The 22,185-nt window shown below is 31.6% G+C and carries 20 protein-coding genes; 12 read left to right on the top strand and 8 right to left on the bottom strand.

The window, feature by feature from the left end; genetic code table 11:
* Window positions 1-5 precede the first annotated feature (5 nt).
* Genes cysS through OQH62_RS06885 form a run of 6 tightly spaced genes read left to right on the top strand, consistent with a single transcriptional unit; the run spans window position 6 to window position 7,126 of the window.
* Window positions 6-1,394, top strand: a complete 1,389-nt coding sequence (gene cysS, locus OQH62_RS06910; protein WP_266015654.1) for a cysteine--tRNA ligase — start codon at window positions 6-8, stop codon at window positions 1,392-1,394.
* Window positions 1,387-3,126: an ABC transporter ATP-binding protein gene (locus OQH62_RS06905; protein WP_266015652.1), complete on the top strand. Its 1,740-nt coding sequence runs from the start codon at window positions 1,387-1,389 to the stop codon at window positions 3,124-3,126. Before cysS ends, OQH62_RS06905 begins: the two co-directional genes overlap by 8 nt.
* A gap of 29 nt (window positions 3,127-3,155) precedes the next feature.
* Entirely contained in the window at window positions 3,156-4,214 is a 1,059-nt protein-coding gene (locus OQH62_RS06900) for a quinone-dependent dihydroorotate dehydrogenase (RefSeq protein WP_266015650.1), read from the top strand.
* A complete protein-coding gene (locus tag OQH62_RS06895; RefSeq protein WP_266015648.1) occupies window positions 4,211-5,461 on the top strand; it encodes a M16 family metallopeptidase in 1,251 nt (416 codons plus the stop codon). The genes OQH62_RS06900 and OQH62_RS06895 overlap by 4 nt, the downstream gene beginning before the upstream one ends.
* The gene (gene dapA / locus OQH62_RS06890) at window positions 5,454-6,350 is read left to right on the top strand and encodes a 4-hydroxy-tetrahydrodipicolinate synthase (RefSeq protein WP_266015646.1); all 897 of its coding nucleotides are present in this window, start codon (window positions 5,454-5,456) and stop codon (window positions 6,348-6,350) included. Before OQH62_RS06895 ends, dapA begins: the two co-directional genes overlap by 8 nt.
* On the top strand, window positions 6,350-7,126 hold the full coding sequence (locus OQH62_RS06885; RefSeq protein WP_266015645.1) for an enoyl-ACP reductase: 777 nt from the start codon (window positions 6,350-6,352) through the stop codon (window positions 7,124-7,126). Before dapA ends, OQH62_RS06885 begins: the two co-directional genes overlap by 1 nt.
* A 6-nt stretch (window positions 7,127-7,132) precedes the next feature.
* Here the strand turns inward: OQH62_RS06885 and OQH62_RS06880 are convergent, their stop codons facing one another.
* Entirely contained in the window at window positions 7,133-7,420 is a 288-nt protein-coding gene (locus OQH62_RS06880) for a hypothetical protein (protein ID WP_266015643.1), read from the bottom strand.
* Window positions 7,417-8,025 carry an MBL fold metallo-hydrolase gene (locus OQH62_RS06875; RefSeq protein WP_266015641.1) on the bottom strand — a complete coding sequence of 203 codons (609 nt, stop codon included), beginning with the start codon at window positions 8,023-8,025 and terminating at the stop codon, window positions 7,417-7,419. Before OQH62_RS06875 ends, OQH62_RS06880 begins: the two co-directional genes overlap by 4 nt.
* Before the next feature lie 127 nt (window positions 8,026-8,152).
* Here OQH62_RS06875 and OQH62_RS06870 point away from each other — a divergent pair, with 127 nt between their 5' ends.
* The 6 genes from OQH62_RS06870 to dnaK all read left to right on the top strand — a co-directional run bounded on the left by OQH62_RS06870 (window position 8,153) and on the right by dnaK (window position 14,815).
* A complete protein-coding gene (locus OQH62_RS06870; protein ID WP_266015639.1) occupies window positions 8,153-8,896 on the top strand; it encodes an NAD+ synthase in 744 nt (247 codons plus the stop codon).
* Window positions 8,897-9,829 (top strand): tetraacyldisaccharide 4'-kinase, encoded by a 933-nt coding sequence (locus OQH62_RS06865; protein WP_266015637.1) that lies wholly within the window; start codon window positions 8,897-8,899, stop codon window positions 9,827-9,829.
* Window positions 9,816-11,228 carry a threonine synthase gene (gene thrC, locus OQH62_RS06860; RefSeq protein WP_266015635.1) on the top strand — a complete coding sequence of 471 codons (1,413 nt, stop codon included), beginning with the start codon at window positions 9,816-9,818 and terminating at the stop codon, window positions 11,226-11,228. The genes OQH62_RS06865 and thrC overlap by 14 nt, the downstream gene beginning before the upstream one ends.
* Window positions 11,225-11,947: a 3-deoxy-manno-octulosonate cytidylyltransferase gene (gene kdsB, locus OQH62_RS06855; RefSeq protein ID WP_266015633.1), complete on the top strand. Its 723-nt coding sequence runs from the start codon at window positions 11,225-11,227 to the stop codon at window positions 11,945-11,947. The genes thrC and kdsB overlap by 4 nt, the downstream gene beginning before the upstream one ends.
* Window positions 11,948-12,421: 474 nt before the next feature.
* The gene (grpE, locus tag OQH62_RS06850; RefSeq protein WP_266015631.1) at window positions 12,422-12,925 is read left to right on the top strand and encodes a nucleotide exchange factor GrpE; all 504 of its coding nucleotides are present in this window, start codon (window positions 12,422-12,424) and stop codon (window positions 12,923-12,925) included.
* Window positions 12,926-12,943: 18 nt separating this feature from the next.
* Window positions 12,944-14,815, top strand: coding sequence for a molecular chaperone DnaK (dnaK, locus tag OQH62_RS06845; RefSeq protein ID WP_266015629.1), 1,872 nt, complete (start codon window positions 12,944-12,946; stop codon window positions 14,813-14,815).
* A gap of 33 nt (window positions 14,816-14,848) precedes the next feature.
* On the opposite strand, the gene OQH62_RS06840 is transcribed toward dnaK, so the two are convergent.
* From OQH62_RS06840 to coaD, 6 genes are all read right to left on the bottom strand, one after another.
* A complete protein-coding gene (locus tag OQH62_RS06840) occupies window positions 14,849-16,021 on the bottom strand; it encodes a pyridoxal phosphate-dependent aminotransferase (protein WP_266015627.1) in 1,173 nt (390 codons plus the stop codon).
* Window positions 16,022-16,742: 721 nt separating this feature from the next.
* Complete coding sequence (gene cysE, locus OQH62_RS06835; protein WP_266015625.1) at window positions 16,743-17,363, bottom strand: serine O-acetyltransferase; 621 nt, start codon at window positions 17,361-17,363, stop codon at window positions 16,743-16,745.
* A 1-nt stretch (window position 17,364) separates the two neighbouring features.
* Complete coding sequence (speA, locus tag OQH62_RS06830) at window positions 17,365-19,200, bottom strand: biosynthetic arginine decarboxylase (RefSeq protein WP_266015623.1); 1,836 nt, start codon at window positions 19,198-19,200, stop codon at window positions 17,365-17,367.
* Window positions 19,197-20,423, bottom strand: a complete 1,227-nt coding sequence (hisS, locus tag OQH62_RS06825) for a histidine--tRNA ligase (RefSeq protein WP_266015621.1) — start codon at window positions 20,421-20,423, stop codon at window positions 19,197-19,199. The genes speA and hisS overlap by 4 nt, the downstream gene beginning before the upstream one ends.
* On the bottom strand, window positions 20,416-21,006 hold the full coding sequence (tmk, locus tag OQH62_RS06820) for a dTMP kinase (RefSeq protein ID WP_266015619.1): 591 nt from the start codon (window positions 21,004-21,006) through the stop codon (window positions 20,416-20,418). The genes hisS and tmk overlap by 8 nt, the downstream gene beginning before the upstream one ends.
* Window positions 20,997-21,473, bottom strand: coding sequence for a pantetheine-phosphate adenylyltransferase (coaD, locus tag OQH62_RS06815; RefSeq protein ID WP_266015617.1), 477 nt, complete (start codon window positions 21,471-21,473; stop codon window positions 20,997-20,999). Before coaD ends, tmk begins: the two co-directional genes overlap by 10 nt.
* Between the last annotated feature and the right edge of the window lie 712 nt (window positions 21,474-22,185).

Raw genomic sequence — 22,185 nt, 5'->3', positions numbered from 1 at the left:
TTTTTGTGTATTTATTTGATAGCGTAAGCAAACAAAAAAAGCAAGTGAATTCAAAAAAGATTAATTTTTATCTTTGCGGACCGACTGTGTATGATGATGCACATTTAGGACACGCGCGCAGTAGCGTGTGTTTTGATTTGCTGTATAGATTTTTTTTATTAAATGGTTTTGAGGTGCAATTTGTACAAAATTATACTGATATAGATGATAAAATTCTTGCTAAAATGCAAGAAACGGGTAAAAATTTAGATGAACTTACTCAAGAATATATAGACAGTTATGAAAGGGATATGCGGGCTTTAAATGTTTTAGAGCCTGATATCAAACCGAGGGCAACACATTATATTAATGAGATGCTTGAGCTTATTACTCAACTTGACAAAGAAGGTTTTGTTTATGTTTTAGAGGATGGAATGTATTTTGATACAAGTAAAGATAAGAAATATTTAAGTCTTTCAAAAAGAGATGAAAAAGAGAATCTTTCTAGACTTGAGAAAAAAACGGCAAAAAGAAATGAGAGTGATTTTGTTCTGTGGAAATTTGATGAAAATTTTTATCAAAGCGATTTTGGCACGGGACGACCCGGTTGGCACACTGAGTGCGTAGCTATGATTCACAGTCTCTTTAAAGAAGGGCTTGATATACACGCAGGAGGGATTGACTTGTTTTTTCCTCACCACGAAAATGAAGCTGCACAATGTCGTTGCGCCTTTCATAGCGAGCTTGCAAAAATTTGGTTGCACAATGGTTTTGTACAGATTGGTGGAGAAAAAATGAGCAAAAGTCTTGGTAATAGTTTTTTTCTTAAAGATGGTTTAAAACTTTTTATGGGAGAGGTGCTTCGCTTGTATCTTTTGAGCTCTCATTATAGAAGCCATTTTTCTTATGCTTTAGATGATTTATATTCGTGCAAAAAAAGACTTGATAAGTTTTATAGATTAAAAAAAAGATTAGAACTTGGTTTTATTGAGGATTTGCAAAAGGGTAGGGTGTATCAATGTAGTAGCGATATTGCAAGACAAGTAAATGAATTTTTAAGAGATGACTTGAATATCTCTAAAGCTTTAGCGGCTTTAGATGAATTTCTTATTTATTCAAATGCAAGACTTGATTTAGAAAAGCACAATAAAGCTTTAAAACAAGATTTACGAAAAGCGTTGCAAGAACTTGCTTTGATTTTTGGTTTTGGCCTCAAAGATACGAAGAGTTATTTTCAATTTGGCGTTGATGAGAGACAAAAACAAGAGATTGAAAGCAAAATAGCACAAAGAACTCAAGCAAAAAAAGCAAAAGATTTTAGTAAGGCTGATGCAATACGTGCTGCTTTAGAAGCTGAGGGGATTGTGCTTTTAGATACTGCAAATGGTACTGTTTGGGAGAAAATGAATGGATAAACAAATGAGGTTACGCGAGGTTTTAATTCGTTTTAAACCTTTTTATAGGCAGTATTTAAAATATTTTTTGTTTGCTTTTTTTGGTATGCTTCTAACAAGTATAGGTACAGCGGGAAGTTTTTATGCCATTGAGCCTATTATGAATATAGTTTTTATTGAAAAAAATGAAGCTTTATTGTATTTTGTACCATTTTTTATGGTTTTTGCGTATTTTTTGAAAAATGCAGGAATGTATTTACAAAGTTATTATATTGCATTTATAGGAACTGATATTTTAAGAATTCTACGCGCAAGAGTTTTAGACAATATTTTGCGCTTAGATATGGTTTTTTTTAAAAAAAATAGAAGTGGTGAGCTCATTAGTCGTTGTACTAATGATATTAATGCTCTTCAAAGCATAGTTTCAAGTATTATTCCTGATTTTTTACGTGAGTTTCTTACTGCTATAGGGCTTTTGGCTGTTGTTGTTTATCAAAATCCAAGACTTGCTTTTTTTGCCTTGATTATTCTACCTTGCGCTGTTGTACCTTTAGTATGGTTTGCAAAGAAATTGAAAAAATATGCAAAAAACATTCAACAAAGTAATTCTAATCTTCTTTCTTCTCTAAACGAAATATTTAGCAATATTGAGCTTATAAAAGCAAACAATACTGAAAAAAAAGAAGGAAAGAAATTTGAATTTCATAATAATGAAATTTGCAAACTAAATCTTAAAAGTGCTCGTGTCGATGCGCTTATTAGTCCTTTAATGGAGATGACAGGCTCTTTAGGGGTGGCAGTAACTATTATCATAGGCGGTTATGAGGTGATGAAAGGTTCTATGAGCGTCGGAGCATTCTTTTCTTTTATATCAGCTCTTTTTGCTTTATACAATCCGATTAAGAGAATTACTTCACTTTATGGCAAACTTCAAACGGCAGTAGTAGCAAGTGAGCGAACTTTTTATCTTCTTGATTTGCAACCTCAAATTGTGGGCGGAGTGAAAGAACTCCAATATATAGATAAACTTGAATTCAAGCAAGTATATTTTGCTTATGATGAAAAAGATGAGGTTTTGCAAGGCTTTGATATAGAGCTTGCTAAAGGAAAAAGTTTGGCACTAGTTGGAGTAAGTGGAGCTGGAAAATCATCAGTAATTGCTTTAATTTTGCATTTTTTTGAAAAGAAAAAAGGAGAAATTCTTTTTAATGGTAAGGATATAAATGATTTTACACTTCATTCTTTAAGATCAAAAATAGCCTTAGTTACACAAGATATTTATATTTTTAAGGATACAGTAGCAGCAAATGTAGCATATAGTGAAGAATTTAATGAGAAAAAAGTTATCCAAGCGTTACAGTTGGCTAATGCTTATGATTTTGTTTTGAAAATAGGAGGAATTTATACAGAACTCTTTGAACAAGGGAAAAATCTTAGCGGAGGGCAGAAGCAAAGAATAGCCATAGCTAGGGCTTTGTATAAAGAACCTGATTTACTTATTTTTGATGAAGCTACTTCCGCACTCGATAATGAAAGTGAAAAAGCTGTAGTAGCAACTATAGAAAATATAAAAAAAGACAAGCTTATTCTTGTGGTTGCACACAGATTGAGCACAGTAGAGAATGCTGATAGTATCGCGGTAATGCAAAATGGCAAAGTCTTAGCTTTGGGAAGTAATGATGAGCTTTTGCAAAGTTGCACTTTGTATCAAAAGTTAAAAAACAAGGAAAATTCAAAGCCAGTATTTAGTTAATTTCGTTACACTTTTAAAAAAGGAAAATGATGAATTATGAAGCAATAAAACCTTTACTTTTTAAACTTCAACCTGAAACAGCACACTGTTTAAGTGAATGGAGTTTGAGAGCTTTAAATGCTTTTTGTCCTTGGTTTTTTTCTGTATTAGCGCGGTGCTATGTTGTTGAGAATGAGAGTTTAAAACAGAATATCTTAGGACTTGATTTTCACAATCCTGTTGGATTAGCCGGTGGTTTTGATAAAAATGCAACAATGTTGCGACCTTTAAGTGCTTTTGGTTTTGGCTTTTTAGAGTTTGGAACTTTTACTTTAAAAATGCAAAAAGGCAATGAAAAACCAAGACTTTTTAGACTTGAAAAAGAAGAAAGTTTGCAAAATGCTATGGGTTTTAACAATGAAGGTGTTGAAAAAATCAGCTCAAGATTGGCTAAAATATATCCTTTTGTTCTGCCTTTAGGTGCGAATATAGGTAAAAATAAAGACACAGCAAATGAAAAGGCTTTAGAGGAGTATCTTGCTTTAGTGCAACAATGCCAATTTTTTTGCGATTATTTTACTATAAATATATCTTCTCCAAACACTCAAGCTCTAAGAGAGTTGCAAGACAATGAGTTTTTAAGTACTTTTTTGAGTAAAGCACGGGAAATTACTCAAAAACCACTTTTTATTAAAATTGCTCCTGATATGCAAATAGAACAAGCTTTAGATTTATGTGAAAATGCTATGAATAAAGGCGCAAGCGGTTTTGTTATTGCCAATACAAGCACAGATTATTCTTTGCTTAAAAATCAGCGCGCTTTTGGAGGTATCAGCGGACGGCTTATTGCTCCAAAAAATCAACAATTTTTTAAAGAGCTTGCAAAGGTACTCTTTGGAAAAACTTTGCTTATAGCAAGTGGTGGTATAAACAGTGCCCAAAGTGCTTATGAACGCATTAAAGATGGGGCGAATTTAATTCAAATTTATACAGCACTTGTTTATAAGGGTCCAAAATTAGTATATGATATTAATGAAGGTTTGATTTCTTTGTTGAAAAAAGATCAATGCTCTCATCTTAGCCAAGCTGTAGGAGTCAATATTCAATGATAGCTTTTGAAAAAATGGTTTTAAAAAATAAACTTGAAGTGTATGCTTTTAATGTGAATAAGGCAAGCGATGTTATCAGTGTTGATATTTTTTATAAAGTTGGGTCAAGAAATGAAACTATGGGAAAAAGCGGTATAGCTCATATGCTAGAACACTTAAATTTTAAAAGTACAAAGAATTTACGAGCCGGAGAATTTGATGAAAGAGTCAAGGCTTTTGGTGGTGTTAATAATGCGAGTACAGGTTTTGACTATACACATTATTACATTAAATGTGCAAAAAAACATTTAGATGAATCTTTGTCGCTTTTTGCTGAACTTATGGAAAATTTAAATTTAAAAGATGAAGAATTTCAACCCGAACGTGATGTGGTTTTAGAAGAGAGAAGATGGAGAACTGATAATAATCCTTTAGGATATTTGTACTTTAGACTTTTTAATCACGCCTTTATTTATCATCCTTACCACTGGACACCCATAGGTTTTTTTAAAGATATTGAAAATTGGACTCTTAAGGATATTAAAGAATTCCATTCTTTATATTACCAGCCAAAAAATGCTTTTATCATAGTTAGCGGAGACATTCAAACACAGGATGTTTTTTCAAGTGCGAAGAAACATTTTGAGAATATCAAAAACACAAGAATTATACCAAAAATATATACTCAAGAACCACAGCAACAAGGAGCTAAGAGAATAGAACTCTTTAAAAAAACAGAAACTGAACTTTTGGGAATTGCTTTTAAAATTCCAAATTTTAAACACAGGGATATGAGTGCTTTAAATGCTTTAAGTGAGCTTTTAGCAAATGGAAAAAGTTCTTTGATGAATATAATATTGATTGACAAATTAGGACTTGTAAATGATTTTTATGCTTTTGCAAATGAAAGCACAGATGAGAGTTTATTTCTTTTTATTTGTACTTGCAATCCTAAAATAAAAGCTGAACGGGTTGAAAAAGAGCTTTATAAGATTATAGAAAATGTAAAAAAAGGCAAATTCTCTCAAAAAGAAATGCAAAAAATAAAAAATACTGTGAAAAGTGATTTTATTTTTTCTTTAGATACAGCAAGTTCGGTTTCAAATATTTATGGTTCTTATATAGCAAAAGGCGATTTAAAACCGCTCTTAGAGTATAAAAAAAATATAGAAGATTTGCAGAAAGAAGATTTAATACAATGTGCAAGAAAATATTTTATTAAAGAAAGCTCTACTACTGTAATCTTGCGAAAGGATGTAAATGGATAAAAATGTAATTTTAGGAGCAATGACAGCTTTAATAACGCCTTTTAAAAATACTAAGCTTGATGAGCAAATGTATGCAAAGCTTATACAAAGACAAATTGATAATGGCATAGATGTTGTTGTACCTGTTGGTACAACCGGTGAAAGTGCAACGCTTACTCACGAAGAACATCGTACTTGTATAGAAATAGCAGTACAAATTTGTAAAAATACGCAAGTGAAAGTTCTTGCAGGGGCTGGGAGTAATGCAACTCACGAAGCTGTTGGACTTGCTCGTTTTGCTGCACAAAACGGAGCTGATGGAATTTTAAGTGTAACACCTTATTATAATAAACCAACTCAACAAGGTTTATATGAACATTATAAAGCCATAGCAAAAAGCGTTGATATTCCTGTACTTTTATACAATGTTCCAAGTAGAACAGGCTGTGAAATTGCCACAGAAACAGCCATAAGACTTTTTAGGGAGTGTGAAAATATTTATGGAGTCAAAGAGGCTAGCGGTAATATAGAAAAATGTGTTGATTTGCTTGCACACGAATCCAAGCTTGTTGTAATCAGCGGTGATGATGCGATTAATTATCCTATACTTGCAAATGGCGGTAAAGGAGTTATTTCTGTCAGTTCAAATTTATTACCTGATTCTATTAGTAAGCTTACTCATCAAGCTTTACAAGGGAATTTTGAAAAATCAAGAAAAATTAATAATGAGCTTTACGCTTTGAATACAATTCTTTTTTGTCAAAGCAATCCAATCCCTATAAAAACAGCTATGCATATAGCAGGACTTTTAGAAAATTTAGAGTTTAGACTCCCGCTTTGTCCTCCAGATAAAGAGAATTTTGCTAAAATTGAAAAAATAATTAAAAATTATACAATAAAAGGATTTTAATGAACGAATTTCAAGGAAAAACCTTAGTGATTAGTGGTGGTACAAGAGGTATAGGAAAAGCCATAGTATATGAGTTTGCTAAGGTTGGAGCTCATATAGCTTTTACTTATAATTCAAATGCCCAGCTTGCAGATGAAATAGTAAAGGATTTGGAAAATACCTATAAAATTCACGCAAAAGCTTATGAATTCAATATCTTGGAACCAGAAAATTATAAAGAACTCTTTGAAAAAATTGATGAAGATTTTGACGGCGTTGATTATTTTATTTCTAATGCTATTATTTCAGGTCGTGCTGTAGTTGGCGGTTATACCAAATTTATGAAGTTAAAGACAAAAGGGATTAATAATATCTTTACTGCGACAGTTAATGCTTTTGTAGTTGGAGCGCAAGAAGCTGCAAAACGAATGGAAAAAAGAGGAGGAGGAAGTATTATCTCTATTTCATCAACAGGAAATTTGGTGTATATAGGCAATTATGCAGGACACGCAACAGCTAAAGCGGCTGTGGAAGCTATGGCAAGATATGCAGCTACTGAACTTGGAGAAAAGAATATTCGTGTCAATGTTGTGAGTGGTGGTCCTATAGAAACAGATGCTTTACGTGCTTTTACAAATTATGAAGAAGTAAAGAATGCAACCATAGATTTGAGCCCGCTAAATCGTATGGGACAACCGCAAGATTTGGCCGGGGCGTGTCTTTTTCTCTGTTCAAACAAAGCAAGCTGGGTAACAGGACATACTTTCATCGTTGATGGGGGTACAACTTTTAAATAGTTAAATCTATTCTTTAAGCTTCCAGCCTATAAAAGCACACAAAAGTGAAAGCACAAAGATGCAATTGAGGCTTAGATTTTGAAAACCTATAAGGCTTAATGAAGTCGCACTGTATAAAAATCCGCCCATAGCAGCGTACATACAAATTGTGCTTAAACTTCCATTTTCAGCCATTTTTTTGCAAGGACACAGCTTGGTAAAGCTTTTTGTTGTTTTCTTTCGAAATTTCAAACCTATTAATGAAAAAATATTTAAAAACAAGAAAAAATATAATAACAATTGATCAAAATTCAAATTTGACCTTTAAGGTATTGTAGCCAGGAAGGCAAATGAATTTGCTCTTCTTTTAAGTTTGTTTCTTCTCCGTGTCCGGGATAGAGTCGGTAGTTTTGTTTATAGAGGCTTATTTTTTCAAGACTTTTCTTCATTAAGTCTGCATTAGAATAAGGAAAATCCCATCTTCCTATGCTTCTTTTAAATAAAAAATCTCCACTAAACATTATATTTTCACCAACAAGTTCTATCATACAACAGCCGGGTGTATGACCCGGAAAAAAATGAAATTTAAAATTTATTCCACAAATTTCAATCTCATCTTCACTTTCTACCAAAAAATCAGCCTTGCTGTGTATAAAACCTTTGTTAAAAGGATCTGTAAGCATAAATTCATCATTTTTATGGATATAAAGTGCTATGTTAAATTCATTTTTAAGCTTAGCATTGTCCCATATATGATCAAAATGTCCGTGAGTATTTAGTATGGCTAGAGGTTTTTTGACGTGTTTTTTTACAAAATGTAAAGCATCAACACCTGGATCAATGATAAATTCACCTTTGTTAGTTTGTATGATATAGCAGTTTGTTTCATACTCTCCACAAGCTTGTTTTATAATTTGCATTCTTATACCTTTGAAAAATTTTATAATAAAACTACAATTTATATTAAACTAGCAAAAATTGTACTTTTTTTAGATTTAATTTTCTTAAGTTTATTATAATTGTATCATATTCTAAAAAGGTGATATTATGGATTGTGAAAAAATCACTCTCAAACTTTGCGATTTTATTAAAACAAGTTTGCAAAAATCCTCTTTAAAAAATGTGGTTCTAGGGCTTAGTGGTGGTATTGATTCAGCGCTTGTTGCTACTCTTTGTAAAAAAGCTTTAAATGAAAATGTTGTCGCTCTTTTAATGCCAAGTTCAACTTCAAATGAAGAGAATTTAAATGATGCCTTGAAACTTTGTTTTGATTTAAAGATGAAACATAAAATTATTTCTATACAAGATATTTTAAATGAGTTTGTAAAGCAGAGTGAAAATATAGACAAGGTTCGTATTGGAAACTATGCAGCTCGCATTCGTATGAGTTTGTTGTATGATTATTCAGCCTTGTACAAAGCCCTTGTGGTTGGCACTTCAAACAAAAGTGAATTGCTCTTAGGTTATGGAACAATTTATGGAGATTTGGCTTATGGTTTTAATCCACTTGGTAGTCTTTATAAGAGCGAAGTTTTTAAGCTTGCGCATTTTTTAAAGCTTGATAAAGTGTTTCTTAATAAAGCACCAAGTGCTGATTTATGGGAAGGACAAAGCGATGAAAAAGATTTGGGATTTTCCTATGCTGTGCTTGATGAAGGTTTGCAAGCTTTAGAGAGTAATGATGAGCTTAAACTTGCTCAATGTGATGTAAAACTTCTTGCTTTTTTAAAAGAGAGAATAGAAAAAAATGCTTTTAAAAGACAAATGCCAGAAATTGCAGAGTTTGATTAAATGAGTGAAAAAAGAATTTTTCAAACTTGGCTTGATTTGTATTTTTTTCAGCCAAATTTTTTTCAAAAAATTGTAATTTTTTTACTTTTGCCTGTAAGTTTTTTGTATGTTATTATTGCTATTATTAATACAAAATTCCGTAAAAAGGTAGATTTTCAAAGACCTATTATAAGTGTTGGAAATTTAAGTTTTGGTGGCAATGGAAAAACTCCGTTTTGTAAAGCTATAGCGAAAGAGTTTGAAGGAGTTTTTGTTGTGCTTAGAGGGTATAAAAGAAAAAGTAAGGGTTTGATTCTTGTTAAAAATGGAGATTCTATACTCTGTGATGTAGAACAAAGCGGTGATGAAGCAATGGAGTATGCTTATGAAAAGTCAGTCTATGGTGTAATAGTAAGTGAAGATAGAGTGAAAGGTATCGCAAAAGCTTTTGAGCTTGGAGCAAAACTTGTTGTGCTTGATGATGGTTTTTCAAAATTTCATATCAAAAAATTTGATATTTTACTTCAAAACAGCATAAAGCCTTTTTTTTATTTTCCTTTACCCAGCGGTGCGTATCGTTTGCCAAAATGGTATGAGAAAAAAGCTAATTATATCGCTTTAGAGGGAAAGGACTTTTATCGTTATTCTTTTGTAAAAGAGAATACTAAAGCTGTTTTGGTTACAGCTATTGCAAAACCTTTCAGACTTTTTGAGCATTTTATTAAAGCAAGAGCTTGTTATTTTTTTACAGATCATTATCAGTTTAACAAAGAAGAACTTCAGGCTTTGTTAAAAAAACATCACTGCGATACCTTAATGCTGACTTTTAAAGATTATGTAAAAATAAAAGATTTTGGTTTAAAATGTCAAATTATAGAGCTTAATATAGAGCTTAGTGAAAGATTAAAAGAAAAATTACAACATTATATAAGGAGTTTTAATGGTGCTTGTTGAAACAAGAAATAGCCAAAATACAGCGAGCTTTAAAGAAGCTTTGATTAATCCAAACGCACCACAAGGAGGACTTTATTCGCCTTTAACTTTACCTCAGTTTCAATGGCAAAACTATGCAAACTTGTCTTATAAAGAATTTGCCTTAGAACTGATAAAAAGTTTTGAATTTGGATATGAAGAGCTTTTTGAAAAGGCTTTAAAAAGTTATGAACAATTTGATTTTTCAGATTCACCTCTCTTTTTGAGAAAAATTGATGAGAAAGTTTTTATCAATGAATTGTATCATGGTCCAACAAGAGCTTTTAAAGATATGGCTTTGCAACCTTTTGGAGTTCTTTTAAGTGAATTAAGCTTGGGAAAAAAACTTCTTATTGTTTGTGCTACAAGCGGGGATACAGGTCCGGCTACATTAAAAAGTTTCCAACATTCACATAATATTAAAGTTGTTTGTTTGTATCCGCAAGGAGGTACAAGTCATATACAAGAACTGCAAATGAAAGCATTAGCAAAGAAAAATTTAAAAATTTTTGCGCTTAATGGGGATTTTGATGAGGCGCAAAGAGCACTAAAAATGTTTCTTGCAAAGAAAGATTTTAAAAACACTCTTCAAGATTTAGGTTATGAACTGTGTGCGGCGAATTCGGTGAATTTTGGACGCATTTTATTTCAAATTATTTATCATTATTATGCTAGTGTGGCAGTATGGAAAGAATTGAAACAAAAATGTGAAATTATTATACCCAGTGGAAATTTTGGAAATGCTTTAGCGGCTTATTATGCTAAAACTATGGGAGCGATGATTTCAAAAATAAAAATTGCTTCAAATGCGAATAATATTTTGACTGATTTTTTTAAAACGGGTGTGTATGATTTGCGAGGACGAAAACTTCAAAAAACTATTTCCCCAGCGATGGATATACTTATTTCATCAAATATCGAACGTTTACTTTTTGCAAAATTTGGCGATGTGCGTACAAATGAGTTGATGAATGTATTGCAAAATCAAAAGTGTTTTGTTCTTACTTCAGAAGAAGTAAGAAAATTGCAAGAAGATTTTGAGGCGGATTTTTGTACTGATGATGAAACGATGAATTTTATAAAAACAAGTACGGTGATAATTGATCCGCATACTGCAACGTGTTTTAAGCTTTTAGATAGAACAAAACCAAGCATAATCACATCAACGGCTGAGTGGAGTAAATTTACTCCAAGTATGGTTAAGGCTCTCTTTGGTAGAGAATGTGTAGATGAAAAAACTGATTTGCAAATACTTGCTAAAGAATTTAAACTTCATATTAAGGAGGATATTTTGCAACTCTTTGCTTATGAACAGAATACAACTGAAGTTTTCCAAGCCCAACAGCTTGAAGTTGAAATTCTTAAATGGATACAGCAATGATAATTATACCAGCAAGATTACATTCATCCCGATTCTTTCAAAAAATACTTTGTAATATAGGTGGAGTACCAATGTTTATAGCAACTGCTAAAAAAGCTTTAGCGGTTGATGAAGTGTGTATAGGTGTTGATGATGAATTTGTTTTTGAACTTAGTCGAAAGTATGGTTTTAAAGCAATTTTAACAAGTACAAAGCACGAAAGCGGGACAGATAGGATACAGGAAGTGTGCGAAAAACTTTGTTTGCAAGATGATGAACTTATTATTAATATTCAGGCTGATGAACCTTTTATCGAGCTTGAAAATTTACAAAAATTTAAGGAATTTTCACAGTCGTATTTGCCAGAAGAAGCTTTTATGACAAGTTGCTATAAAAACATTAGTAAAGAGGCGGCACAAGAAAGTAATCTTGTAAAGGTTGTATGTGATAATGATGATTTTGCTTTGTATTTTTCAAGGGCAAAAATTCCATATGAAAGAGAGGAGTATAAGGATAATTTCAAGGGGCATTTGGGAATTTATGCTTATACAGTTGGAGCCTTGAAGGAATTTTGTAGTTTAAAGTCTTCAAGTCTTGAAAAGTGTGAAAAACTTGAACAATTAAGAGCCTTACAAAATGGTAAGAAAATTAAAATGCTTCAACTTTATACACAAAGTATAGGAATTGATACAAAAGAGGATTATGAAAAAGCTTTGCAAATTTTTGAAAACAAATTGTAATTTTTCTATATTTTATATATAAAATCGTTTATATTAAATTGTCAATGAGCAGTTTCGGGTTTAATTAATATTAAATTCCCTTGTCTGTTTTTAAAGAAAATTGCAAAATTCTTTTTTTATCTATTCTTTTACTAACTCTTGTAATATTTCCAAATCTGACTTAAAATATTCGTTAAGTGTGTTTTTACATACTATTGGACATTTTATTAAATTGATTTTAGTTGAATACTTAAAGTGCGAAATGAAAATAATATGCGGAAAAAAAAGTGTTTATTGATAGATATTTTTTATTATCTTTCTATTAGAACACTAATTTAACTTTAGTCATATAGACTAAAAAAAATTAAGTAATTTTTTTTATTTTATACTTGACAAAATAACACTCAATGTTGTATAATATTTAACGATAATCAAAAGTTGTTTATCGAAAAGCTAGTCATAAAAGCTTGATAATGTTATAAAAAAGGAGGCAGAGTGAGCGAAAAAACAAATGAAAATATCGAAATTTCAAATGAAACAGAACAGGAAAATATTGAACAAGAAGTAAATTTACAAAAAGAATTTGAGGAACTTAAAGACAAATATATGAGAGCAAATGCTGAATTTGAAAATATCAAAAAAAGAATGGAAAAGGAAAAACTTTCAGCTATGGCTTATGCTAATGAAGCTTTCGCTAAAGATTTACTTGATGTTGTAGATGCTTTAGAAGCTGCTTTAAGTACTCAAGCTGATGATGAAGTAAGTATAAAAATCAAAGAGGGAGTGCAAAATACTTTAGAGCTTTTTCTAAAAAAACTTGAGAAACACGGAGTACAAACTATTGACGAAGAGAAAGATTTTGATCCGAATTTGCACGAAGCTTTGTTTCATATAGAAAGCGATACACATCAAAGCGGGGAAGTAGTTCAAGTACTTCAAAAAGGGTATAAAATTACAGACCGAGTAATACGACCGACAAAAGTCAGTGTGGCAAAATAAATTAAGAAAGGAAAAATAATGAGTAAAGTTATAGGTATAGATTTAGGAACAACAAATTCGTGTGTTTCTGTGTATGAACGTGGTGAAAGTAAGGTGATTCCAAATAAAGAAGGAAAGAATACTACTCCTTCGGTAGTCGCTTTTACTGATAAGGGTGAGGTTTTAGTTGGTGATAGTGCAAAAAGACAAGCGGTAACTAATCCTGAAAAAACTATTTATTCTATTAAAAGAATTATGGGTCTTATGATAAATGAGGATGCAGCTAAAGAAGCTAAAAATAGACTTCCTTATCATATTACAGAAAGAAATGGTGCGTGTGCGATTGAAATTTCAGGTAAAATTTATACTCCACAGGAAATTTCAGCTAAGGTTTTAATGAAATTAAAAGAAGACGCTGAAGCTTTTTTAGGAGAGAGTGTTATTGATGCTGTTATCACTGTCCCTGCATATTTTAACGATGCTCAAAGAAAGGCTACTAAAGAGGCTGGGACAATAGCAGGACTTAATGTGCTGCGTATCATTAATGAACCGACTTCTGCTGCTCTTGCTTATGGGCTTGATAAAAAAGAGAGTGAAAAAATAGTAGTGTATGATTTAGGAGGAGGAACTTTTGATGTTACTGTGCTTGAAACAGGAGATAATGTTGTAGAAGTTTTGGCAACAGGTGGAAACGCTTTTCTTGGTGGTGATGACTTTGATAATAAGCTTATAGACTTTTTAGCGAATGAATTTAAAACTGAAACAGGTATTGACTTAAAAAATGATGTGATGGCTTTGCAAAGATTGAAAGAAGCAGCTGAAAATGCAAAAAAAGAATTAAGCTCGGCTAATGAAACAAATATTAACTTACCTTTTATTACAGCCGATGCAAGCGGTCCAAAACATTTAACGAAAACTCTTACACGTGCTAAATTTGAAACAATGATAGAGACTTTAGTGAGCGAAACTATTGCAAAGATAAATGAGGTTGTTGATGAGGCAGGATTAAAAAAAGATGAAATCAAAGAAATTGTTATGGTTGGAGGTTCAACTCGTGTTCCTTTAGTACAAGAAGAGGTAAAGAAAGCTTTTGGGAAAGAATTAAACAAATCTGTAAATCCAGATGAAGTTGTGGCTATTGGTGCTGCAATCCAAGGTGCTGTCATTAAAGGCGATGTAAAAGATGTACTTTTACTTGATGTAACACCTTTGAGTCTTGGTATTGAAACTTTAGGTGGTGTTATGACAAAAATTATAGAAAAAGGTACAACTATACCAACAAAGAAAGAACAAACTTTCTCTACTGCTGAAGACAATCAAAATGCTGTTACTATCAATGTTTTACAAGGTGAGAGAGAATTTAGTCGTGATAATAAATCTTTAGGAAATTTTAATCTTGAAGGAATTCCACCTGCACCAAGAGGTATGCCTCAGATTGAAGTAAGCTTTGATATAGATGCAAATGGTATTCTTACCGTTTCTGCAAAAGATAAAGCTACGGGAAAGGCGCAAGAAATTAAAATCACAGGTTCAAGTGGCTTAAGCGAGGAAGAGATTAATAATATGGTTAAAGATGCTGAGCTTCATAAAGAGGAAGATAGAAAACGTAAAGAAGCTGTAGATGCAAGAAATGTGGCTGACACTTTAGCACATCAAGTTGAAAAATCTTTAAATGAACTTGGTGATAAAGTTGCAGAGCTTGATAAAGCAAATATCCAAAAAGCTTTAGATGAGCTTAGGGAAACATTGAAGAATGAAAATGCAGTCAAAGAAGAGATTGAAAACAAGATGAAAGCTTTAAGTGAGGTTTCTCATAAACTTGCAGAAAATATGTATAAAAAAGATGATGCTTCAAATTCTAATGAGAAAAAGAAAAAAGATGATGATGTGATTGATGCGGAAGTAGAATAAAGCCTAGATTTTAGGATTTATTCTCTATCAGTCTTAGTTTTTATATGTTTGTACAAACTGGGCTATTCTTTCTAGTCCAGTTTTTATATTTTCTGTGCTTGTCGCATATGACAGCCTAAAATATCCATCCATTCCGAAGCCTACGCCGGGTACAATAGCAACTTTTTGAGTTTCAAGCAATTTTTTACAAAAAAGCATTGAGTCTTTTTCTATATTTTTAATATTAATAAAAAGGTAAAAAGCACCTTGTGGCTTATAAACATTGATATTTTTTATTTGAGAAATCATTTCAAGTGCTAAATTACGCCTTTTTTCAAAAGCCGCGCGCATAGCTTCAATCTCTTCATCGCACTGTCCCGTTAAAGCAGGGATAGCAGCGTATTGTGTGATAGAGCAAATGTTTGAAGTGCTTTGCCCTTGCAATCTCTTTACGGCTGAAATTAAGCTTTTATTTTTACTTGCCATATAGCCAAAACGCCAACCCGGCATAGCCCCGCATTTACTAAGTCCATTAATGCTTACAGTCCTTTGTAGTGCATCTTCACTTATACTTGCAAAAGCATAGAATTCTACCCTGTCGTAACGAAGTTTTTCATACATTTCATCACTCAAAACTATAATATCTGTACCCTCAAGAACTTTTGCAAGTGAAAGCAATTCTTCTTTTGTGTACATTGAACCTACAGGATTTGAAGGTGAATTGAGTATGAATACTTTTGTTTTTTCTGTAATAGCTTTTTGAAGTTGTGAAGTTGTAATTTTAAAACCATTTTCCTCTTTTGTTTCAATGAAAACAGGTTTTCCACCTGCAAATTTAACCATTTCCGGATAGCTGACCCAATATGGACTAGGAATGATAACTTCATCATCTTTTTCAACAAGGCATTCTATGCATTCAAATAACGAATGTTTCGCTCCCACATTTGTAATAATTTCATTAAGTTCATAGGTCAAGTTGTTATCTCTTTGAAATTTAGTTTGTATAGCTTTAAGAATTTCTTGATTACCTGCAACAGCAGTGTATTTTCCACAACCTTGTTCTATGGCTTTTATCGCTGCTTTTTTGATAGTAATTGGAGTATCAAAATCAGGCTCACCAGCAGAAAAACTTATAACCTTTTCACCTTTAGCCTTTAAGTCATTTGCTAGAGCAGTAATGGCTAAAGTAAGAGATTCTTCTAAAACTTGACATCTTTTGCTTAACATCTTTTCTCCTTCAATTTTTCTACATTATAACGAAAAAATTCTTTAAACAAGAACTCCTTTGAAGTTTAGAACAAAAGAGGTATTATCTTCTCTTAAATTATTTTCAGTTAATTTTTAAAAATAAACTAATATTAATATTTTTTAAATATAAAAATTATATTAATTAAATTATTATGTAGAAATTGAATAACTTGATAAATAGTGTAAGAAAAGAGAAAATATGCATTGATTTACAAGTGAAAATATATTTTACCTTATATTTTTTGATATAAGTTGCGATGATATACAAACAGAATAGAGTTGCGTTATTATGCTAATTTAGTTTTAGAGCAAAAAATCCAAATAAATTAAAGTTTATCAATTATTAAACTCTTGATATAAGAGCATATATAAATGTTAGAAAAATATAAGATTCAAATTATTTATTAAATTATAAATACACTACTTGAGAATCTCTGCGACAATTATCTTCAACTGCTGTAAATAGGAAGTTAAATTGAGACAATTGTAATTTCTATGGAAATTATATCATTAATTTTGATATGCAATTTTAAAAAGTGCTTACTCTATACTCAAAATCTTTTAGCTTAATTGACTACATTTTACAAAATTCTTAAGAATTGAAAACGCCTTTACTTGAACGAATACATTAAATGATTAAATTTGTAAAGCATTGATTTTGAAAGCTTGAATTTTAATTTTTTTGCGTTAAAGATAAGAATTATTTTTTGATTAAGTTTTCAAGCTCTAAAATGCGTTTTTCAAGTTGAGTAAGCTTATCTTCGCAAAGTCCATCTATAGCTCTGCTTTTTTCTTGTTTTTGAGTTTTTGCTATATGGGCAGGAATTCCAACAACGGTTAAATGAGGAGCCACGTCTTTAACAACTACGGCATTTGACCCTATTTTTGCATTTTCTCCTATTGTAATATTGCCGAGTATTTTTGCCCCGGAGCCTATAATAACTCCTTTTTTGATTGTAGGATGTCGTTTTATACCTTTTTCGAGACTTGTGCCTCCTAGTGTTACACCTTGATAGATAAGCACATCATCTTCTATCACAGCAGTTTGCCCTATGACTACACCGTTGGCGTGATCAATAAAAACACGTCTGCCAAGTACTGCTTGAGGGTGCAAATCAACACCTGTAATGCATTGTGAAATTCCGCTAATCATTCTTGCCATACGTTTGAAATTTCTTATATAAAGAAAATGAGCAAAACGATAATTGATTACAGCCCAAACTCCCGGATAATTAAAAAAAAGCTCTACATAGGAGTTAAAGGCTGGATCTTGAATTTTAGGTTGTAAAAAATCTTCTCTTATGATACCCCAAAACCCCAATTTATACTCCTATACTTTTAAGATAACCGTTGTCATTGAGAAAAAGATACAGCTCTCCTAAAATGTGTTTTTTTTGTTTTTCATCAACTCTGCTAGAATTTGAAATTCTTTCATTTAAAATATCCATAATTGCTCGTATATCATAATCTAAATCTTCAAGTGTGTCTAAAATTGATTGTGCTTCATTAATGCTTTCTATTTCATAACCTTTTTCATCGATGCTGATTGTGCATTCTGTTGGATGGGTAAAAAGATTATGCCTCATACCAAGAACTTCTTGATATGCCCCAACAAGAAAAAAAGCCAAAAAATAATTTTCTTTTTCTACATCTACATCGTGTAAAAACAAAGGATTGCCTTTAGAATATGAGATTTCCCCATCGCTATCGCAGGTAATATCCCAAATACTCGCACTTCTAGTCGGTTCTTTTTCAAGTCTGTCTAGCGGCATAATAGGGAAATTTTGCTTTAAACCCCAAAAATCGGGCATACTTTGAAAGAGTGAAAAATTAACTAGATACCTTTCTTGTACTTCATCTTGAATAGCAAGTAAATCAGCGGGATTTTGTTCTTCTCCTAATAATGAAATAGCTTTTTTTATGATTAAATGGGTAAGAATTTCAGCATTTGATCTGTCCGTTAAATCTACATAACCCAAATCAAAAAGTGTGAGTATGCTTTCAAGATGATCTGTGCTGTCGTGCAAATACTCTAAAGCATTAGAAGGTTTTATGCTTTTATATAAATCATAAAGTTCATCGATGAGTTTAGGATTATCTTGTTTGAGTTCAAGTTTGTTTTCTGTGTATTCCTGTGAGAAGAGTTCTAAAACAGGAGCAATCAAAACAGCGTGATTTGCAGCGATAAAACGACCACTTTCTATAAAAATATCAGGTTCTAATTCCTTTTTTTGTTCAGCAATATTTTTTAGTATAAAAACTACGTCATTGGCATATTCTCTTAAAGTATAATTACGACTTTTTTCATTTTTTAAACCAGAATACTCAACTGCTAAACCGCCGCCTAAATTGATGGCTTTAAGATTTTTTGCTCCCATTTTTCGAAGTTCAGTGTAAATATTTCCAACTTCATTAAGAGCTTTTTTTAGTGGATGGATCTCTGTAATTTGCGAACCAAGATGAAAATGTATCATAGTAAATTGCTCTAAAAGCTTATTTTCTTTCAGTAAATTAACAGCCTCTATAAGTTCAGTTGAAGTAAGTCCAAATTTAGAATGTATACCCCCACTTTTTGCCCAAATTCCAATACCAGCAGAATGCAGACGAACTCTTAGACCAATGTGTGGCTTTGGTTTAAAACGTTCCTTTGCAATATCAATGATAGCTTTAAGTTCATTTAATCCTTCTATGGTTAGCGTGATATTATGCCCCATTTCAGCAGCAATAAATCCTATATTAATAAGCTCTCTGTCTTTAAAGCCATTCACTGTAATAGGCGCTTCTTCGTTATTGTATGCCATAGCAAGCAAAAGTTCAGCTTTAGAACCTGCTTCAAGACCATAGTTGTAACTTTTACCCAAACGAACAAGATTTTTAACAAAACCCGGATATTGATTCACTTTTAAAGGATATACAGCGTTAAATTTTCCTTTGTAGTCAAATTCCTTTCGCGCTTTGTTAAAATTTCTATAAATAGTTTGAATTTGTTTTTGTATGAGATGAGGAAAACGAAGAAGTAGAGGCCCTCTATACCCATCGTCTCTCAATGTTTTTACCATATCGATGATAGCAGGTTTTTTTTCGTGATTGATACAAACCTTCCCATTTTTTATAATAAAATTTCCATCTCCCCAAAGCTCTATACCGTAGTTTTTCATAAAGATTTCTCCAAGTTAGATATTGCAATAATTTTTTCAGTTTTGTTTTCTAAATCTCTACAAAATAAAGTATCGTTTTTCGCTTCATTTTCACCTATGCAAATGCAAAATTGAAAACCTCCTTTATCAGCTAGTTCTAAATGTTTGCCAAGTTTTTTTGCCTCATAAGAAAGTACTACTTTATTCTTTTTTCTTAAAAGTTGGGCTATTGTAAAAAGTTTTTGAATATAAGGTTCATCTAAGGCACAAAGATACATTCCACTACGTTTGTCTTTTTGCTCTTGTTGTTCTAAAATATCTATAATACGTTCAACACCCAAAGCAAATCCAACACCATAGCCACCTTTACCTCCAAGATATTCTAAAAGTTTATCATAGCGACCACCACCGGCAATAGCTGATTTTGCACCTATTTGATCGCTTATAAATTCAAAAGCAGTTTTAGAATAATAATCAAGCCCACGTACAAGTTTTAAATCGACTTCAAATTCTATGGAACTGTCTCTAAGACACTGTTGCAGAGTGTCAAAATCCATTTGACAGTTTTTGCACAAATGCTCACTGATAAAAGGCGCATCGTTAAGTAAGTTTTGACACTGTTCATTCTTACAATCTAAAATGCGTATAGGATTTATTTCTTTTCGTCTTTTACAGTCTTGACAAAACCCCTCTTTTGTTGCTAAAAAGTCTAGAAAATTTTGCTTAAAGACGTTCAAACAATTTGTACAACCTAATGAATTAATTAAGAGCTTATATGTAACTTGAAGTTTAGAAAAAATATCAACAAGCATCAAAATTAAACTTGCATCTTCATACACGCTTGAAATTCCAAAACTTTCAACTCCAAATTGATGGAATTCTCGTAAACGTCCTTTTTGAGGTTTTTCATAGCGAAACATAGAACCGTGATAAAACCAACGTTTAGTAAGCTGCGTTTTGTCAAATTTATGTTCTATATAGGCACGTACAATCCCGGCTGTACCTTCAGGTCTTAAGCAAACTTCATTACCACCTTTATCGTTAAATTCATACATCTCTTTGGCTACAATATCGGAGCTTTCACCAACACTTCTTTTAAAAAGTTTGCACAATTCTAAATGAGGTGTGTTGATAAAACAAAAACCGTAATTTTTAGCAACTTCTTCACAGGTTTTAATAATTCTTTCATAATGTAAAGCTTGTGAATCTTTTATATCTTTCATTCCTTTTAAGGCATTAATCATTAATGAAATCCTTTATCTGTTGATGTAAATTCTCTTTGGGCTGTGCTGCATCGAGTTTGATATATTTTAAATTAATTTTTTCTTCCAAAAAATGCAAAATTTTTACAATCTCATCTTGTACTTCTAAAAAATATTGACTCCCATTTTTTTCTATCTTGTCTTGTTTTTTTTGGAGTAATCTGCTTGAGATTAAAGCTTCATCGCCTTGCAAAAAAATGACTTTCTGAGGAAAAAAATTATTCAAAGCAAAGGCGTTCAATTCAAAAAGGACATTCAAACTATCCGTTTCGATTTTTCTTGCATAAGCCATACCTGAAATGAAACTTCTGTCGCTGATAATGAGTTTATCCGTATGAATACTTAGTATCTCTTCATAATGTTGAGCACGGTCAGCTAGAAAAAGTAGAAATTCCGTTCTTCTACCGAGTGCATAATGCTTATGAAGTAAAAGTTCTCTTAAATATTTACCTAAGGTTGTACCACCGGGTTCTATTGTGAATATAGCATTTTTCAAAACTTGTTTTAAGAGTGCAATTTGCGTACTTTTTCCGACACAATCAACACCTTCAATAGCTATATACAAGAAAGTTCCTTTAAAAAAGGTAGGATTTCTTTTGGAACAAGAGAGCTTACATCTCCACCGTGTGAAGCAATGGAACGTACAATAGAGCTTGAAATAAAAGCATTTTTCAAACTCGGCATAAGATATACGGTTTCAATTTCCTCCCAAAGAGTATTATTCGCATAACCGATTTGAAGTTCGTATTCGAAATCGCTTACAGCTCGAAGTCCTCGAATGATGGTATTGATATTGAGTTCTTTTGCGAGTCCAACAAGCAGACTATCAAAAGCAATAATTTCGATATTTTTTAAATCTTTAGTAGCTAAATTTACAAATTCCTTTCTTATATCAAGTGCAAAAAAAGGCTTTTTGTGCTCACTTTTCGCTATGGCTATAACAACTTTATCAAAGAGTTTTAAAGCTCTTTGTATAACATCAAGATGCCCATTTGTAATGGGATCAAAAGTTCCAGGATACAAGCAAGTCATAAAACTCCTTTTTTTAAAATCTTAACTATAGCATATTTGTCAGTAAAAATTTACAATTACACCACAGAAAGAGAAAAATATACTTTTAGTGTAATTGTGTCCTTTTGTTAATCTTAAACTTAAATATTTTAATTGCACTGCTAGATTTAAGAATTTTCATTTATTGACACAGATATCTTTATCGGTGAAATAAAGTGGATAGTTTTTAAATATTTATTCCAAAAATTAATAACTTTTACATTAACTTTTTTTATTTATTAACAAGCCGTATTATATCAATTTTTTGTCTTCTTTAGTTTCTTTATTTCATTAAAAATATTTTATACATTGTTTTTTAAAAAACTTGTATTATAAGTATAAAATGCTTTAAAATATTTTCAATATTTTTTATAATAGACAGAGCTTAATCCTAATGAATTTGAAGATACTAAAGAGAGACAATACAAAATTTCATAGCTAGGATACATTACTACTCAAACAATATAAAGTTGTATTAAAAATCCCATAAAGAAAAACTTCCACAATAAAGCAATACACTATAAAACCTCCATTACTATAAAAGATTTATGCTAGAATACAAGTATAAATCTTTTAAGGATACATAATGAAAACTCTCACTCTACTCTTTGTAAGCTTACTTTTCTTTGGTTGTGTTTTTACAAGTAATGCTAAAGATTTAAATAAAAGAGAATTAGAAAAACTAGCAAAACAA

Origin of the sequence: Campylobacter sp. MIT 21-1684 (assembly GCF_026241315.1) — a bacterium.
Lineage (GTDB): Bacteria > Campylobacterota > Campylobacteria > Campylobacterales > Campylobacteraceae > Campylobacter_D.
This window is presented reverse-complemented; position numbering and strand designations above follow the sequence as displayed.